The sequence below is a fragment of the Novosphingobium sp. genome (assembly GCF_027489515.1).
In the GTDB taxonomy this organism is placed as follows: domain Bacteria; phylum Pseudomonadota; class Alphaproteobacteria; order Sphingomonadales; family Sphingomonadaceae; genus Novosphingobium.
This window is the reverse complement of the sequence record NZ_JAIXZS010000046.1, coordinates 17,114-29,965: the sequence shown is the minus strand read 5'-3', so window position 1 is coordinate 29,965 and position 12,852 is coordinate 17,114. Positions and strand designations below refer to the sequence as shown.

The 12,852-nt window shown below is 65.4% G+C and carries 11 protein-coding genes; 5 read left to right on the top strand and 6 right to left on the bottom strand.

All coding sequences use genetic code 11. The features are described 5' to 3' along the window. Positions 1–752: recombinase RecA (gene recA, locus Q0082_RS07880; protein WP_298191331.1), on the bottom strand; the 752-nt coding region annotated here is incomplete at its 3' end. A gap of 393 nt (positions 753–1,145) precedes the next feature. Between recA and Q0082_RS07875 the strand changes: the two genes are divergently transcribed. Further along, complete coding sequence (locus Q0082_RS07875; protein ID WP_298191330.1) at positions 1,146–2,141, top strand: MBL fold metallo-hydrolase; 996 nt, start codon at positions 1,146–1,148, stop codon at positions 2,139–2,141. Positions 2,142–2,147: 6 nt separating this feature from the next. Here the strand turns inward: Q0082_RS07875 and Q0082_RS07870 are convergent, their stop codons facing one another. From Q0082_RS07870 to smpB, 3 genes are read right to left on the bottom strand one after another with little or no spacing between them, the layout of a single operon-like run. Next, entirely contained in the window at positions 2,148–4,631 is a 2,484-nt protein-coding gene (locus Q0082_RS07870) for an ATP-binding protein (protein WP_298191329.1), read from the bottom strand. Then, complete coding sequence (locus Q0082_RS07865) at positions 4,628–5,218, bottom strand: DUF2062 domain-containing protein (RefSeq protein ID WP_298191328.1); 591 nt, start codon at positions 5,216–5,218, stop codon at positions 4,628–4,630. Before Q0082_RS07865 ends, Q0082_RS07870 begins: the two co-directional genes overlap by 4 nt. Continuing rightward, entirely contained in the window at positions 5,218–5,700 is a 483-nt protein-coding gene (smpB, locus tag Q0082_RS07860; RefSeq protein WP_067909775.1) for an SsrA-binding protein SmpB, read from the bottom strand. Before smpB ends, Q0082_RS07865 begins: the two co-directional genes overlap by 1 nt. Positions 5,701–5,883: 183 nt before the next feature. Between smpB and Q0082_RS07855 the strand changes: the two genes are divergently transcribed. Then, positions 5,884–7,008: a patatin-like phospholipase family protein gene (locus Q0082_RS07855; RefSeq protein WP_298191327.1), complete on the top strand. Its 1,125-nt coding sequence runs from the start codon at positions 5,884–5,886 to the stop codon at positions 7,006–7,008. Positions 7,009–7,031: 23 nt separating this feature from the next. Further along, entirely contained in the window at positions 7,032–7,814 is a 783-nt protein-coding gene (locus Q0082_RS07850) for a 3-hydroxybutyrate dehydrogenase (protein WP_298191326.1), read from the top strand. 105 nt (positions 7,815–7,919) lie between these two features. Here Q0082_RS07850 and Q0082_RS07845 read toward each other — a convergent pair whose 3' ends face one another. Continuing rightward, positions 7,920–8,213, bottom strand: coding sequence for a glycine zipper 2TM domain-containing protein (locus Q0082_RS07845; RefSeq protein WP_298191325.1), 294 nt, complete (start codon positions 8,211–8,213; stop codon positions 7,920–7,922). Positions 8,214–8,466: 253 nt separating this feature from the next. Here Q0082_RS07845 and Q0082_RS07840 point away from each other — a divergent pair, with 253 nt between their 5' ends. Beyond that, positions 8,467–9,855 carry an aldehyde dehydrogenase family protein gene (locus Q0082_RS07840; protein WP_366522528.1) on the top strand — a complete coding sequence of 463 codons (1,389 nt, stop codon included), beginning with the start codon at positions 8,467–8,469 and terminating at the stop codon, positions 9,853–9,855. A gap of 6 nt (positions 9,856–9,861) precedes the next feature. Here Q0082_RS07840 and dapA read toward each other — a convergent pair whose 3' ends face one another. Further along, positions 9,862–10,743: a 4-hydroxy-tetrahydrodipicolinate synthase gene (dapA, locus tag Q0082_RS07835; RefSeq protein ID WP_298191324.1), complete on the bottom strand. Its 882-nt coding sequence runs from the start codon at positions 10,741–10,743 to the stop codon at positions 9,862–9,864. A 107-nt stretch (positions 10,744–10,850) separates the two neighbouring features. On the opposite strand from dapA, the gene Q0082_RS07830 reads away from it, so the two are divergent. Then, entirely contained in the window at positions 10,851–12,851 is a 2,001-nt protein-coding gene (locus tag Q0082_RS07830) for a lytic transglycosylase domain-containing protein (RefSeq protein WP_298191333.1), read from the top strand. Position 12,852 lies beyond the last annotated feature (1 nt).

The window sequence follows — 12,852 nt, the reverse complement described above, 5'->3', positions numbered from 1 at the left end:
CCGACGATATCGTCGCGGTCCTTGATCTGGCCGGTGCGACGGATATCGAGGCGGACCGAGGCGTAGAACTTGAGCGCGTTGCCGCCCGTCGTCGTCTCCGGATTGCCGTACATCACGCCGATCTTCATGCGCAGCTGGTTGATGAAGATCACCATGCAGCGCGAGCGGCTGATCGAGCCGGTGAGCTTGCGCAGCGACTGCGACATGAGGCGCGCCTGTAAACCGACGTGGCTATCGCCCATCTCGCCCTCGATCTCTGCGCGGGGAACCAGCGCAGCGACCGAATCGACGACCAGCACGTCGATCGCGTTCGAGCGCACCAGCGTATCGACGATCTCAAGCGCCTGCTCCCCGGTATCGGGCTGCGAGACGATCAGTTCATCGATGTTGACGCCGAGCTTCTTGGCATAGACCGGATCGAGCGCGTGTTCGGCATCGACGAACGCCGCGGTGCCGCCGCCCTTCTGCGCCTCGGCGATCACGTGGAGCGCGAGCGTCGTCTTGCCCGAGCTTTCCGGGCCGTAAACCTCGATCACGCGGCCGCGCGGCAGGCCGCCGACGCCGAGTGCGATATCAAGCCCGAGCGAACCGGTCGAGATCGCCTCGACCTGCATGGTTTCCTTCGAGCCCAGCCGCATGGCCGATCCCTTGCCGAAGGCCTTATCAATCTGCGCGAGCGCTGCATCGAGCGCTTTCTGACGATCCATGTCCTTGTCTTTGCCTTCCTGGATAAGCTTCAATTGCGCCGCCATGGCTTGCTTCCCCTTGCTAAAGATGGCTGACATGCACCGTCAACACCAGCCTTGTACCCAGTTTGTTCTGTTGGAACAAGAGGGGAACGCAATTCCTCGCAAGATTGGCGGAAATCGCCCGCACAATGCGGATATTCCTAAGGAATTTCCCCTTGCGGGATGGGTTCCAAATGATCCGTAGGACAGATCCTGCGGAAACGGTGCAAAAATTTCCTGGGGATCGCCGAATCGAATGCGCCTGATGCGGTGATCATGCCGGGCGGATCGACCCGAACGGTCCCAGCACGCCGCGCGGCGCGTCAGATTGACAGCGCGCCGACCGGCCCTAAGCTCTGCTGCATTGCACAACCAGCGGCACCGGCTGCTTTGGGACCGCCTGGCGGGGGAGATTCGATGAAGTCCATGGTATTCTTCGCGCTTGCCGCATCCAGCCTTGCGTTCACCGCTCCCGCCGCCGCGCAAGATGCCGCCCATGCCGTGCGCGCGATCCCGATCAACGATCACCTGACCGCCTTCTACCAGGGCCGTCCGGACGAAGCCTCGGTTCCGCCCGGCCCGCGCCAATGGCCCGATCTCGGCGCGATCTTCGTCGGCGTCGCCACATATGCCATTCACGACGGCGACACTGCGCTCGTCTACGATACATTCACCGATCCCGGCTCGGCGCAGTGGGTGCGTGACTGGCTCACGAAAGCGGGAGTGCGCCGCTTTGTCCTAGCCACCAGCCATTGGCATCTGGATCACATCGGCGGCAACGCCGTTTATGCCGACAGCATGCGTTTCGCCACCGAAGCAACGCGGGTAAAGCTTGCCGCAAAGCGCAGCGCGATCGAGGCCGGGACCGAGGAAGGCCCTCCGGCGATCCGCCCGCTGCTGTTGCCCACCATCGGCATCGCGCCGAACAGCGTGGTCACCCTGATGATCGGCAACGTCACGGCAAAGCTCCATCCCGTCGCCATTCACTCCGCCGATGGCCTTGTCATCGAACTTCCAGACGACAGGCTGCTGCTTGCCGGCGACACGCTGGAGGACACCGCAACCTTCGTTGCCGAGCCGGAATCGATCCCGCAGCAATACAAGGCGCTCGGCGCCATGCGCGGTTGGGGTTTCACCAGGATTCTGCCCAACCATGGCAATCCCGCGGTGATTGCGGCGGGCGGCTATGGCCTCGGCCTGATCGATACGACCCGCGCCTATATCCGCGCGCTGGTCGAGCATTCGCACGACGCCGATTTCCAGAAGCAGCCGCTGGCGAGCTTCGTCGCCGATGCGCTGAAGCGCGGCGATGTCAGCCTGTGGTGGCCTTATCGCGATGCCCACGCCAACAACCTCGCGGTGGTGGCCAAGGCATGGAAGGACCAGCCAATCCCAACGTTCGACCAGCCCTGAGCGCGCTCAGCGCCGCTTCAACACATCCTCGACTGCGGTGCAGATCTGGGCGACGCTGAAGGGCTTGGCGAGGAAGTACATGTTGGGAATGTCGATCTCGCGTCGCAGCTGCTCTTCGGCATAGCCCGACATGAACAGCACCGGCAGTTCGGGCCGCAGCATGCGGATCTCGCGGGCCATCGCGGGGCCATCCATGCTCGGCATCACCACGTCCGAGAGGACGAGATCAAACTCCTCGCCCGCCGAGATCGCCCGGCCCAGCGCTTCGAGGCCATCTTCGCCATCGCTCGCGGTGGTCACTTCATAGCCTTGCCGTACGAGCGCGCGCTCGGCCACGGCGCGGACGGTATCCTCGTCTTCCACCAGCAGCACGCGCCCGCCGCCGGACCATTGCTTGCGCACTGCCGGCAGCTTCGCCGCAGTGGCCGCCGCCGCCGCTTCGGCGACATCGGCAGCATCAGGCACATGGACCGGGAAGTAGATCGAGAAACGCGTTCCCTTGCCCACTTCGCTTTCGGCAAAAATGAACCCGCCCGATTGCTTGACGATGCCATAGACGGTGGAAAGGCCAAGGCCAGTGCCCTTGCCCTTTTCCTTGGTAGTAAAGAAGGGCTCGAAAATCTTGCCGATCTGCGCCGGGGGGATCCCGTGGCCGGTGTCCTCGACAATCAGCGCGGTATAGTCGCCGATGGGCAGGATCTCGCTCTTCATCGCGCGGACGTCGCCAGCGGTCACTTTCTTCGTCTTGAGGCGCAGAACGCCGCCAGCCTTGGTCGCCGGAATGCCGCCGGATGCCCCGTTTCCGGTCATTGCATCGCGCGCGTTGACCGCAAGGTTGAGCAGCACCTGCTCGAGCTGCACCGGGTCGGCGCGGACGAGGCCGAGGCCCCGGTCATGCGTCACCTCAAGCAGGATCTTCTCGCCCAGGAGGCGCTTGAGCAATGTGGAAATTTCCGCGACCACATCAGGCAGCTGCAGCACTTCGGGCCGCAAGGTCTGCTGGCGCGAGAAGGCAAGGAGCTGGCGCGTCAGGCTTGCCGCGCGGTTGGAGTTGGCGCGGATCTGCTGGATGTCGTCATAGTCGCTGTCACCCGGCGTGTGGCGCATCAGCATGAGATCGCAGTAGCCGATGATCGCGGTGAGTACGTTGTTGAAATCGTGCGCCACCCCGCCTGCAAGCTGGCCTACCGCCTGCATCTTGGTGGCCTGCGCGATCTCACGCTTGAGGCGGGTTTCCTCAGAGGAATCCTTGAGGCTGAGGATCACCGCACCTTCGCCCAGACCGCGCACCCCGGCGAGGCTTAACGAAACCGGGTCCTCGGGCGCCGACCGCAGCCGCACCGCCACGTCGCCCGCGCCACCTGAACCTTGCGCAAAACGCCGCACCGCATCGGCCAGCGCACCCTTGTCCTCGCGGATCACGAGGTCAGAAGGATAGGGCGGCGGCCCGCTCTCGTCGTACCCGGCCGCGCGCAGGAAAGCCTTGTTGGCGAACAGGAACCGCCCGTCGCGGTCGGTCATCGCAAGGCCGAGCGGGAGCCGCGCCAGCAGCGCCTCGATCTGCGGAATGCCGGTGCGCGTGTCGCCCACGCCGCCCTGGTTGTCGATCAGCAGGAACAGCGAGGCCGTCTGCGCCGGGTCTGCCGCCGCCGAGCCCAGCGCGACGGCCTCGGGATCGGCGATCGGCACGTGGAGCATCCGCACCGAAGCCCCGCGCGTGCCTTCGCGTGCGTAGAAGATGCGCTCCTGCTCGTCGGCGCTGAAGTAACCGACAAAGTCTGTGCCCGCGACGTCCGCTTCCGTCTCGCCCGTCGCACGCGCCACGAACAAGGCATTAGCGGCATGGATTTGCCCGTCGGGCGCGACGGCCGCGATCTGGATGCCCTCGCGGCCCAGCGCCTGGCCCACCTTGCCGCGCACGTGGCTGATCACGTCCTGCAATGGATCGCGTCGCACCAGCGGAGCAAACCGCCAGATCAGGAAGTCCTGCCCCCGCCCTGCCCGCTCGATCTCCAGCCGCCATTCGCGGTCGTTCGCGATAACCGGCTCGAGCGCGGCCTTCCCATCGCGCCAAGCCGCGCGGGCGGCATTCTCCAGCGCTTCGTTCTGCGCGCCTTCAAGGCCAAGACGAGGCGGGGCAGCGCCGATCCCGAAGCATTCGGCGAACCGTGCATTGGCGCAAGCGAGCCGCCCGGCACGGTCGATGATCGCGGTCGCTTCCTCGCCGCGCTCGATCGCGGCGTGGGTGACCGACCAGTCGGGCGGCGCAAAATCGCTCGTCTCGGCCGCCTCACGCGGGCGCACGGCAAAGCTCAGCGCGACGGCAAGGCAGCCCACGCCGAAAGCGTAGGCCAGCGCCGCAACGACCTGCCCCGAGGCCAACCACAGCACCAGCGCGCTTGCCAGCACGGCAAAAGCGACCGTCAGCGCGCCGCGCCAGCGCGGTTGGCCGGAACCGGCCGGATCCGCTGTCAGGGTGTTGACACTCATACCTCGCGGGCTCCGGCAAGACCCCGGCCGAGCCGCATGCGCCGCCGCCGCGCGGTCCACCAGCGCCAGATCAGGATCGAAGCACCATAACCGACGAGGGCGGAAACGGTTGCAATCGCCAGTAGCCCGAGCACCATTGCCGGCGCGGCGGATGAGACCAGCCAGACGGCCCATTCGCCAAGCCCCGCGCCCTTGGCGATTAGCGCTTGAAATGTCGCGAAATCGGCATCGAGCCCCAGAAAGCCACCCACCCACAGTGCGCCGAGCAGGATCATCGGCGTGGTTGCCGGATTGGAAAGCAGCGTCGCCCCTGCCGCCAGCGGGATATTGCCACGAAACGGCACGCACATCAGCGCTGCGCCAACGATCTGGACGCCCGGAATCATCGCAAATATGCCAACGAATAGCCCCACCGCAATTCCGCGCGGCACCGAGCGGCGATTGTAGCGCCAGAGTTCCGGGCGGGCTGCCAGCGGGCGGACGAAACGGCTTTTGACCAGCGCCTCTCGTGTCGGGACCATTCGCCGCGCAAGGCCGGAAACCCGCTCTTTCATGCCGCTGCGATCATCCCCCTCGGAACCCGCCATCAGCCATGTTCGCGCATGATGCGCGCCTTGTCACGCTGCCAGTCGCGGTCCTTGATCGTTGCGCGCTTGTCGGCGTTGTTCTTGCCCTTGGCGAGCGCGAGTTCGACCTTGGCGCGCCCGCGCCCGTTGAAATAGACCGACAACGGGACCAGCGTCATGCCCTTGCGTTCCACCGCGCCGGTAAAGCGGGCGATCTCGCGCTCCTTCAGCAGCAGCTTGCGGGGCCGCTTGGGTTCGTGGTTGTAGCGGTTGCCGTGGCTGAATTCCGGCACGTTGGAATTGACCAGCCAGACCTCGCCGTCTTTCACCTCGGCATAGCTTTCCGCGATCGAGCCCTCGCCGAAGCGCAGCGATTTCACCTCGGTACCCGTCAGCGCGATACCTGCCTCGTAGACGTCCTCGATGAAGTACTCGAAGCGCGCACGGCGGTTTTCGGCGACGATCTTCTTCTTGTCGAAGGCGGGCGGGGTGGGACGGACCATGGTCATGGCCATGTAGGCCGCCCATGGCGGAAAGAAAAGGGAGGCGTCCCCTGTCTTGCCATAACCTTTTGCCATTTCAGCGCAATGAGGGCTTGCCAAGCCTACGCTGCAGCGCACAATACGCGAGCGGGGCGGGCGAGGCGCAACAGACGCGCAATATTGGCGCGACAAGGATCACGCGGCATGGCCGACAATCAGAACCCCACTCCTCCCCAGATACCCGAAGCACCCGTGCTCGTTTTGCAAGGCGGCGGTGCGCTGGGCGCCTATCAGGCCGGCGTGTTCGAGGCACTTGCAGCAGCAGGGCAGGAGCCATCATGGGTCGCGGGCATCTCGATCGGCGCGATCAACGCCGCGCTCATCGCCGGCAATCCCCCCGAAAAGCGTCTCGAAGCCTTGCGCACCTTCTGGGACCGCGCCGCCTCGCGCGTCCCCTTCCCCTCCCCCTTTGCCGATGGCTGGGGCCGCCGCCTCTTCAACGAAGCCGCCGCCGCGACGATCGCGCTCACCGGCGTACCCGGCTTTTTCATGCCGCGTCTGACGCCGCCTTGGCTCGAGCTTCCCGGCTCACCCGAGGCGACGAGCGTCTATGACACGGCCCCCTTGCGCGAGACTTTGCTTGAACTTGTCGATTTCGACCTGCTCAACAACGGCCCGATGCGCTTCAGCGTGGGTGCGGTGAATGTGCTCACCGGCAACTTCGCCTACTTCGACAACCGCGAGCGCCTGATCGGCCCCGAACATATCATGGCGAGCGGCGCGCTTCCGCCGGGCTTCCCCGCGGTGATGATCGACGGCGAGCCCTATTGGGACGGCGGGATCGTTTCCAACACGCCGCTGCAATATGTGTTGGATACGCGCTCGGGCACCTCGCCGATGCTCGTTTACCAGGTCGATCTGTTCAGCGCGCGCGGGATGATGCCGCGCTCGCTGGCGGAGACGACGCAGCGCGAGAAGGATATCCGCTTCTCGAGCCGGACACGGCTTAACACCGACTTGCAGACCCGGCTCGAGGCCATGGCCGCCGCCGCCGCACGTCTTGCCGCGCGCCTGCCCGAAGAACTGCGCACCGATCCCGATCTTCTGGAACTGACCGCGCATGCCTGCGATTATCCGGTGACGATCCTTCACCTCATCAACCGCAGCGAAAGCTACGAATCCAACGGTAAGGACTACGAGTTCTCGCGCACCACCATAGACGACCACTGGACTTCCGGCCGCCGCGACGTTGAGCGCTCGCTCGCCAGCCCGCGCTGGAAGAACCGCCAGATCCACGATTGCGGCATCGTCACCCTCGATCTCGCCTGACCCCCAAACGCAGGAGCCTCCCCATGGACCTCACCAACAAGATTGCCATCGTCACCGGCGCCGCCAGTGGGATCGGCCTCGCCATCGCCAAGCGCTATGCCGCTGCGGGCGCCAAGGTCGCCATTGCCGATCTCATGCTGGAAGCCGCCGAGGCTGCCGCTGCCGGCATCAATGCGGATCACCCCGGTGCGGCGATGGCCGTCGCCATGAACGTGACCGACGAGGATCAGGTGAACGCCGGGGTCGCCGCCGTGGTCGCGGCTTGGGGTTCGGTCGACATTCTCGTCTCCAACGCCGGCATCCAGATCGTGAACCCGATCGAAGCCTTCGCCTTTGCCGACTGGAAGAAGATGCTCGCCATCCATCTCGATGGAGCGTTCCTCACCACCAAGGCGGTGATCCCGCACATGTACAAGCAGGGTTCCGGCGCGATCCTCTACATGGGTTCGGTCCACTCCAAGGAAGCAAGCCCCTTGAAGAGCGCCTATGTCACCGCCAAGCACGGCCTCCTCGGCCTCTGCCGCACGGTCGCCAAGGAAGCCAGCCCGAAGGGCGTGCGTACCAACGTGATCTGCCCCGGCTTCGTCCGCACCCCGCTGGTGGACAAGCAGATCCCTGAACAGGCCAAGGAACTGGGCATCAGCGAGGACGAAGTCGTCAAGAAGGTCATGCTCGGCCAGACGGTCGACGGCGAGTTCACCACGGTGGAGGATATTGCCGAGCTCGCGCTTTTCTTTGCTGCGTTCCCGAGCAATGCGCTGACCGGGCAGTCGCTGGTCGCGAGCCATGGGTGGTCGATGGGGTAAGCGGGGGCGAGCCGCAGCCTGTTTTGGGCACGTTTACGCCGGTCTGCCCTTGAGCAAACCGGCGTAGCGCACCAGCACTATCCCGGCACTGGCATCAAACCCAGATCAGCAGCGTTTGCGGCGATTGTTGGCCAGTTCGTGCCCGGCAAGGCCCCCCACCGCCGCGCCGCCCAGCGTGCCGGCAGTGCTGCCAAAAATGACTTTACCCAGCAAACCGCCGCCAACCGCGCCGGCCACAGTGCCGGTGGTCTTGTTGAAACGCAGGCAGTTTCCGTGATCGCTGCGCGCGTCGCGATATTGCGAATACTGGCGATGATGATGGTGCTGACGGTAATGGCGTGCTTGCGCTTCAGTTGCGAGGCCGGCGCCGAAGACAGTGAGGCAGATAGCTGCCGACAACATAGATCTTTTCATGGTGAAGCCTTTGGTTGTGTGGGGAAGCCTGGATGATCCGCAGCAGCGTTCTCTCCGGACCGCGACGATCCCCGGATGCACCCGACCAGATGAACCTAAGGTTGTTCCGGGCAGCTGAAGGGATATCTCGCGAAAAAGCCGGTGATCGGCGCCCCGACCACCCCCATCACGCCCACCAACGTTGCACAGAGCGATCCGTTAGGTCACCTTACATTGACCACGGCGCTGGGTTACAGCAATCGGGAAACCGAACCTGGCCACCGAGGCCCCCAGCAAGCGCAGGCAAGACCAACCCATGACCAACCCGACCGCAGCCGACCTCCTCCGCATTTTCGAGCTCCAGCAGGCGAACCAGTGGAACGTTAAGGCGTCCAGCGCCGATGTGCGCAAGGCCAAGCTGGCTGGCCTCAAGGCGGCGGTAGAGACCCATGCCGATGCCATCGTCGCCGCCGTGCTGGAAGACACGCGCAAGCCCGAGGGGGAGATCCGCGTCACCGAGGTGATGAACGTCACGGCAAATATCCAGCGCAATATCGACAATCTCGATGCCTGGATGGCGCCCACCGAAGTCACCCCCTCGCTCAACCCCGCTGACCGCGCGCAGATCCGCTATGAAGCGCGCGGGGTCTGCCTGATCTTGGGCCCGTGGAACTTCCCGCTCGGCCTCGCGCTCGGGCCGCTGGCCGCCGCCGTCGCGGCGGGTAACACCGCGATCGTGAAGCTGACGGACCTTTGCCCGGCCACCGCCAGGGTCACCGCCAGCATCATCGCGCAGGCCTTCGATGAAAACGAAGTCGCGCTCGTCGAAGGCGATGTCAGCGTCGCCACCGCGCTGCTTGAGCTGCCGTTCAACCATATCTTCTTCACCGGCAGCACCCGCGTCGGCAAGATCGTGATGGCCGCCGCCGCGAAGCACCTCGCCAGCGTCACGCTCGAACTTGGCGGGAAGTCACCCGTGATCCTCGATTCGGACGCGGATATCGACAAGGTCGCCGCGCAGCTTGCGGGTGCCAAGCAGTTCAATGGCGGGCAGGCCTGCATCAGCCCCGACTACGTTTTCGTACGCGAGGAGCAGCAGGCGCAGCTGGTCGAGGGCTTCAAGGCCAACGTCGCGAAGAACCTTTATGACGAAAGCGGCGCGATCAAGAAGGAAAGCATCGCCCAGATCGTCAATCAGGCGAACTTCAACCGCGTGAAAGCGCTGTTCGATGATGCCGTGGCCCAAGGCGCGACCGTCGCGGTCGGCGGCACGATGGACGAGAGCGACCTCACCATCCACCCCACCCTGCTCACCGGCGTCACCCCGCAGATGAAGATCCTGCAGGAGGAAATCTTCGCCCCCGTCCTCCCCGTCATGAACTACGAAACCATCGATCAGGCGATCGACTACATCGCCGCGCGCGACAAGCCGCTGGCGCTCTATGTCTACTCGGACGACGAAGCGAACATCGAGAAGGTGATCAGCCGCACCTCATCGGGCGGCATGACGATCAACGGCGTGTTCTCGCACTACCTTGAAAACCACCTGCCCTTTGGCGGCGTGAATGCCAGCGGCACCGGCAGCTATCACGGCTACTTCGGCTTCAAGGCCTTCAGCCACGAGCGCGCGATCTACCGGCACATGTAGTGCCGCTCAGATGAGCCCCGCGTGCTTCAAGGCCGCGTCGACCTCGGCGCGGGCCTTGTCGCTGCAGGGCACCAGCGGCAGGCGGAGCTCGTCGGTGATGTAGTCATGCACGCGGCTGAGGGCGTATTTCACTGGCCCCGGCGAGGCATCATCGAACATCGCATAGTGCAACGGATAGAGCTTGTCGTTGAGCTCCCGTGCCTTTTCGTAGTCGCCCGCCGCGCAGGCCGCCTGGAAATCGGCGCAGAGGCGCGGGGCAACATTGGCCGTCACCGAAATGCAGCCCACAGCGCCCGCCGCGTTGGCGGGGAGCGCCAGTTCGTCATCGCCTGATAGCTGGCAGAAATGCTTGCCGATGCCCATGCGGTGGTCGGTAACGCGCGAAAGGTCGCCGCTCGCATCCTTGATGCCGACAATCTTGTCCGGGTAGCGGCGCGCCAGTTCGCACACCGTCTCGGGGAGGATGTCAGTCACCGTCCGCCCCGGCACGTTGTAGAGAATGATCGGCAGATCGCTGTTTTCGGCAAGATAGCCGAAGTGCGCGAGGAGGCCCGCCTGGCTCGGCCGGTTGTAGTAGGGCGCGACGCACAGCGCGGCCTTGGCGCCGCTCTTGCGCGAGAAGGTCATGTGCAAGTGTGCGTTCATCGTGTCGTTGCTACCGCAACCGGCGATGACCGGAACCCGACCTGCTGCCTGCTCCACGCAGACCTCGATCACGCGGTGGTGCTCGGCGTTTGAAAGCGTGCTCGCCTCGCCCGTCGTGCCGCAGGGAACCAGCGCCGAAGAGCCGTTCTCGATCTGCCAATCGACCAACCGGCGAAACGCTTTCTCGTCAAACACCCCGCCGCGAAAAGGTGTCACCAAAGCCGGAATGGAGCCGGAAAACATGGACTTTGCCCTTCGATCTGCGCCACAAGGCGTCTGCACGGCGCGGCACTGCACGGCCGATACCCGCGCCTGATAGGAAGACGAATGCCAGAATGTCCAGCATGGAGATGAGAGTGAGCTTGCGAAAGCTGCTGCTGGGCGGCGCCTTGCTGCCGGTGCTCGCCGCCTCCGCAGCGTGCCACGCCAGCGATGTCGAGAACGGCGCAACCGCATGGGATGCGGCGCGCGCCAAGCTCATCGCACAGGGGCAAGGTCCGCTGGCGCAAGCGATTAGCCGCTGGCAGATGCTCACGGCCTCGAACGCCTACACCTTTACCGACTATTCCGGCTTCATCCTCAGCTATCGCGGCTTCCCGGAAGAGGAAAAGCTGCGCCGCTCGGCCGAGGCCGCGCTCGATCGCCAGTCGGCCGATGCCAGCAGTGTCGTCGCCTTCTTCGACCGCGTGCCTCCACTGACCAACCCGGCCCGCGCACAATATGCCCTTGCCCTGAAAGCGCTTGGTCGTCCCGAAGCCGATACCGTGGCCCGCGCCGCCTGGCGCGGCGGATCGATGAGCGAAGCTGCGGAAGGCGCCATTCTCGCCGGCTGGGGCGGCACCTTCACGCCGGATGATGAGGACGCGCGGATGGACGCGCTGCTCTGGGCCGGGAACCCCTCCCCCGCCGCGCGCCAGACCGCGCGGGTCAGCCCCGCCCGGCGCGGCCTGTTCGCCGCACGCCTCGCCACGCTGCTCGGCCTCGATCCCTATGCCGCCGCCGATGGCACCAGCGGCGATGTGCTGAATGCCGATGCCGGCTTCATCTATTCGCGCGCGCGGCAACTCCGCCGGCAAGGCAATGGCGCCGCTGCGCAGGCGCTGATCGCGAACCGACCGCTGCTCGCCCGCCCGCCGCTGAGCCGCGAGAAGTGGGTGGACGAGCTCCTTGCCAACGCGCGCGGCGCCGCCGCCGGCGGCGATGCCCGCACGGCCTATCGCATTGCCGCCGGAATCGACGATGCCTTCGCGCAGGGCGAGGACGTCAGCCAGACGGCATACGATCTGCGCGACGACTACACCTCGCTGATGTGGCTAGGCGGCCAGCAGGCGCTGCGCCAGCTTGGCAGCGGCAAGGAAGCCGCGCCGCTGTTCTGGCGCTACGGCTCGGCCGCGCGCACCCCCGGTACGCGCTCCAAGGGCTTTTACTGGGCCGGCCTCGCGGCTGCACAGGGCGGCCAGCAGGCCGAGGCGCAGCGCTATTTCGAAATGGCCGCTGCCTATGCCGACCAGTTCTACGGCCTCCTCGCGCTTGAACGGCTGGGCCGCCCCGTCCCGCGATTTGCCGCCGATGCCGATGTTCAGCCCACGCCCGACGAACGCGCCCGCTTCAATGCTGCGCTGCTGACTCAGGCGGTCCGTGAAGCCGCCCGCGATGCCGAATGGCGCACCACTGTGCGCTTCTTCCGCGAGATCAGCGATCAGCAGCAGAGCAAGAGCCAACACGTCCTTGTCGCCGAACTTGCCCGCGAGCTCGGCCGCCGCGATCTCGGCGTGATCGTCGGGCAGGCGGCCGCCGCGCGCGGCTACCTCGACTTCCAGCATATCGCCTTCCCGGTGATCCCGGTGCCGCAGGGCTACGAACATGCGTGGACGATGATCCACGCCATCGCCCGGCAGGAGAGCCAGTTCGCCCAGAACGCCGTCAGCCACGCCGGCGCGCGCGGCCTCATGCAGCTCATGCCCGCCACCGCCAATGAACAGGCCGGCAAGCTTGGCCTGTCCTACTCAAGCTCGGCCTTGATCGATGATGCCGGATTCAACCTGCAGGTCGGCGGCGCCTATTTCCAGCGCCTGCTGGGCTACTACAACGGCAGCTACCCGCTCGCCGTCGCAGCCTACAACGCAGGCGCGGGCAACGTGAACAAGTGGCTCCGCGCAAATGGAGATCCGCGCGCAGGCGGGCCCGGCTGGATCGACTGGATCGAGCGCATCCCGCTGTCCGAGACACGCAACTACGTCCAGCGCGTGATGGAGAACGCGGTCGTCTACGAAGCGATGTACCCGGACAAGGCCAGCTACAACGGCGCCGATCCGCTCAGCCACTTCCTTGGCAAGCCGACGCCCGGCTGAA

Bases quoted from the DNA above. Each gene is read 5' to 3' on its own strand.
- smpB (WP_067909775.1), bottom strand. From the start codon at position 5,700: ATGGTCCGTCCCACCCCGCCCGCCTTCGACAAGAAGAAGATCGTCGCC.
- Q0082_RS07870 (WP_298191329.1), bottom strand. From the start codon at position 4,631: ATGAGTGTCAACACCCTGACAGCGGATCCGGCCGGTTCCGGCCAACCG.
- dapA (WP_298191324.1), bottom strand. From the start codon at position 10,743: ATGTTTTCCGGCTCCATTCCGGCTTTGGTGACACCTTTTCGCGGCGGG.
- Q0082_RS07865 (WP_298191328.1), bottom strand. From the start codon at position 5,218: ATGGCGGGTTCCGAGGGGGATGATCGCAGCGGCATGAAAGAGCGGGTT.
- Q0082_RS07850 (WP_298191326.1), top strand. From the start codon at position 7,032: ATGGACCTCACCAACAAGATTGCCATCGTCACCGGCGCCGCCAGTGGG.
- Q0082_RS07855 (WP_298191327.1), top strand. From the start codon at position 5,884: ATGGCCGACAATCAGAACCCCACTCCTCCCCAGATACCCGAAGCACCC.
- Q0082_RS07830 (WP_298191333.1), top strand. From the start codon at position 10,851: ATGAGAGTGAGCTTGCGAAAGCTGCTGCTGGGCGGCGCCTTGCTGCCG.
- Q0082_RS07875 (WP_298191330.1), top strand. From the start codon at position 1,146: ATGAAGTCCATGGTATTCTTCGCGCTTGCCGCATCCAGCCTTGCGTTC.